Consider the following 3,497-nt stretch of genomic DNA (forward strand, 5'->3'; position numbering starts at 1 on the left):
CCCGAATGCCCTTTGAAGGTGTAGCCGCTTTCTACCAGGCATTACAGGGAGGTAACGACGAGCAACGCTCTAATCCGATCTTCTACGTTTCTAGCAGTCCCTGGAATCTCTATGATTTGCTGGAGCATTTTTGCGAAGTGAACGAAATCCCCAAGGGGCCGTTTCTGCTTCGCGATATGGGAATCAGTAAGAGCAAATTTATCAAATCTGGCCACCTGAGCCACAAGATTAAAAAAGTAGAACAAATCTTCAGAATGTATCCGGACCTGCCGTTTATTTTGATTGGCGATAGCGGACAAAAAGATGCAGAAATCTATCAGAAGATTGTCAGTGATTACCCCGATAAAGTACTAGCCATCTATATTCGCGACGTTAGCCCAAATAATTCTACTGAACGTGATGGGCAGGTAAAGCAAATAGCTCAAACGGTGCGTAGCCACGGAGTTGATATGTTGCTCTGTCAAGATACTGAGGACGCAGCGCATCACGCCATCCAGAAAGGATTCATTCCTAACAGTGCACTTGAATTGGTAATTCAAGGCAAGAAAGATGATCAAAACCGCAAGGAAGGATAAAGGAATCAGAAGATGGAAGTGGAAGTTAGAAGCTCAATGCATGTAACTTGTAACCTGCCTCTTTCAAATCTTAACAACCTTTAGTTACACTGATCCAATAACAAAAAAAAACAAGCGTATAAAATATGTCTGATAAGAATAGTAACAGCGGCAAACCATTCTTAAACTTTCTTAGTAAAGTTGACGATGTAATAGATCAGCGAAAGTTTGCCTTCAAAAAAAGATTCAACCTGATTGATCCGGTAGTTATTCAGCCTTACCGCGGATTTGGTAATTTAGAACAGGTAAAAATTAGCGGGAGAATTTTAGAGGACGAAGGAATTAATGTTCCCGTACGAGACGACTCTAAATGGCGAAACCTGGTCTCCATGTACAAACGGTTCAATAGCGATGAAATACCCTTTGCCCGCTTAAAGGCTACCTTCCAGGGGCAGGAGCAGACCGCCACTGCGGACGATGAAGGCTATTTCCACCTGGAGTTTAATGTAAATCAGGCGAACCTTGACCAAAATATGCTCTGGCATCCGGTACAGTTAGAATTACTAGATCAGATTGTTCCGAGTCAGGAAGAAGTCGAAACAGTGGGGGAAGTACTGATCCCTGATAAGAAAACGGACTTTGGAGTTATTTCCGATGTGGACGACACAATTTTGGTATCAGAAGTGAACCAATTGTTCCGAGTGCTGAAATTATCGCTAACCGAGAATGCCATGACCCGCTCGCCCTTTGAAGGGGCAACGGGATTTTATCGGGCGCTGGCCAAAGGCCAACACGGTAACTATCATAACCCCTTTTTTTATGTATCCAGTAGCCCGTGGAATTTGTACGATGTGCTAAAGGACTTCTTTAAGATCAATAATATCCCGAAGGGGCCAATCTTACTGCGCGATATAGGGATTGACCCGGCTAAGTTTATAAAAGAGTCGCACCATGAGCACAAACCGGTGAAAATCAGAAGTGTGTTAGATACTTATCCTCAATTAAATTTTATTCTAATCGGAGATAGTGGGCAGCACGATCCGGAGATATATCATCAAGTAGTGAAGGAGTATCCTAATCGGATATTGGCAATTTACATTCGCGACGTAACCCCTGAGAGTCGGGATGCCGAGATTGACACTATTCAGCAGGACTTGACCAGCCTGGGAGTTGAAATGCTGCGTTGCGCGGATACTGCCACTGCGGCTCGTCATGCGATAGAAAAAGGGTTTATAAAAGCATCCGCCTTAACTGATGTTCAGCAAGAGAAGGAAAAAGATCAAGAACAGCAGTAATCGCAATTACTTAATTCTTTTTCTTCAGTTATCAGGGTAATCTGACTATTGATTACCGTCGCTGGAAAGCAGTTATGTGACGATTAAACAGTCTGCGAAATTTTCCAGTTTCTATTCTTGAAATAGGAACAGGGCTTCTCGAAATTGCGTGTTGCTCGTTTAACTGACGGGTTGCCTCCGAATAAGGAATAGTGGCAAATTCAGTATCGACTAATAAGTGAGCTGTTGATTCTATGCTAGTTGTCATAACTTTAAATTTTTGAGTGAATGTGGCCGGCAATCCGGTTGTTAAACAATTAATTATACTAACTAATATTCAACTGCTATGCCAACGACAAAAACAGACTCAAAAGCTCTAAATCGCATATACTTTAGTTTTGATTTGTTCGATATCGTACATATTTCGTGCATTTCTGAACATTAAATTTTTTGGTTACGCTTAAATAATATTACAATCTAACATGAGTAGTATCACCTGCTTTGGCGAAGTACTGCTTCGCTTGTCCCCACTAAATGGCTTCGAGCGTATTTCCCGTACTAACGAACTTAAAATGGAGTACGCTGGAGCGGAATCCAATGTGGCGGCTTCACTTTCGCTACTAGGGCACCGAGCTTGGTACGTTACTCGCTTGCCTTCCCACGGGGTGGGCGATGCCGCGGTTCGAGCTATTCGCGAATTTGGAGTAAGTACTGAGTTCGTCGTCAGGGGAGGCGACCGGGTAGGAACCTACTTTATTGAACACGGTTCTTCGCTGCGGCCTACCCGCATTATTTACGACCGAGAGCATTCGGCCATTGCCGACTCTAGTCCCGAAGATTTTAATTGGCAACAATTATTACAAGGGCAAGATTGGTTTGTATCAACGGGTATTACTCCAGCCTTATCTTCAAGTTGTGCCCAGTCGTGTACCGAGGCTTTGGCTACGGCTCAAGAACTTGGCGTAAAGACTGCCTTTGATCTTAATTTTCGGCGTAGCCTGTGGACACTAGAGGAAGGAAGAAAAACGCTGCAACCTATGCTGGAGCACGTAGATATTCTGTTCAGCAATATTGGTTCAGCCGCTGATGTTTTGGATATTCATCCTAGCGAGCGAGGGTATAGTTGGGAAGAACTAGTGGCATCTACTTGGGAGACTGCTGAGAAATTAATGGAATACCGGCAATTTGAGTGGGTAGCGTTAACAATCAGGGCTCATCACTCCGCTACCGAAAACGATTGGGCCGGTATACTTTACAATGGCACCGATCGGTACGAAAGTCGTAAATATCGCTTTCAAATAGTAGATCGTTTGGGGGGAGGAGATGCCTTTATGGCCGGAGTAATTCACGGACTGAGTCAGGGTTGGGATGGTCAGAAGACGGTTGAATTTGCGTCGGCAGCCTCAGCTATTAAACACACTATTCCGGGCGACATCAATATATCCAGTGAAGCGGAGATTCTGGAAGTTGCCGAAGGTAACGTTTCGGGAAGAGTTAAAAGGTAGAAGGGTAGAAGGGTAGAAGGGTAGGAAGGTTGAATGGTAGTGGGTGAAAGGGTAGGAGGGTAGTGGGTATAGACAAATGACCACCCTGCACCTTCTACCCCGTATCATTCATCATTTCTGCTTATTAACTTTCGTTAAATAAGAATTAATCTGTTTTACATACG

General features: G+C 43.9%; 3 protein-coding genes. All 3 read left to right on the forward strand.

Going from position 1 to position 3,497, the window contains the following annotated elements; genetic code table 11:
* Positions 1 to 575, forward strand: a 575-nt coding sequence (locus WBA23_RS24000) for a phosphatase domain-containing protein (RefSeq protein ID WP_424584811.1), incomplete at its 5' end; no start/stop codon positions are given.
* A 125-nt stretch (positions 576 to 700) separates the two neighbouring features.
* Positions 701 to 1,849, forward strand: a complete 1,149-nt coding sequence (locus WBA23_RS24005) for an App1 family protein (RefSeq protein ID WP_424584812.1) — start codon at positions 701 to 703, stop codon at positions 1,847 to 1,849.
* A 461-nt stretch (positions 1,850 to 2,310) separates the two neighbouring features.
* Positions 2,311 to 3,333 carry a sugar kinase gene (locus WBA23_RS24010; protein ID WP_424584813.1) on the forward strand — a complete coding sequence of 341 codons (1,023 nt, stop codon included), beginning with the start codon at positions 2,311 to 2,313 and terminating at the stop codon, positions 3,331 to 3,333.
* Positions 3,334 to 3,497 lie beyond the last annotated feature (164 nt).

It is taken from the genome of Tunicatimonas sp. (assembly GCF_049647865.1).
Lineage (GTDB): Bacteria > Bacteroidota > Bacteroidia > Cytophagales > Cyclobacteriaceae > Tunicatimonas.

Coding starts and splice junctions, on each gene's coding strand:
- WBA23_RS24005 (WP_424584812.1), top strand. CDS start 701: ATGTCTGATAAGAATAGTAACAGCGGCAAACCATTCTTAAACTTTCTT.
- WBA23_RS24010 (WP_424584813.1), top strand. CDS start 2,311: ATGAGTAGTATCACCTGCTTTGGCGAAGTACTGCTTCGCTTGTCCCCA.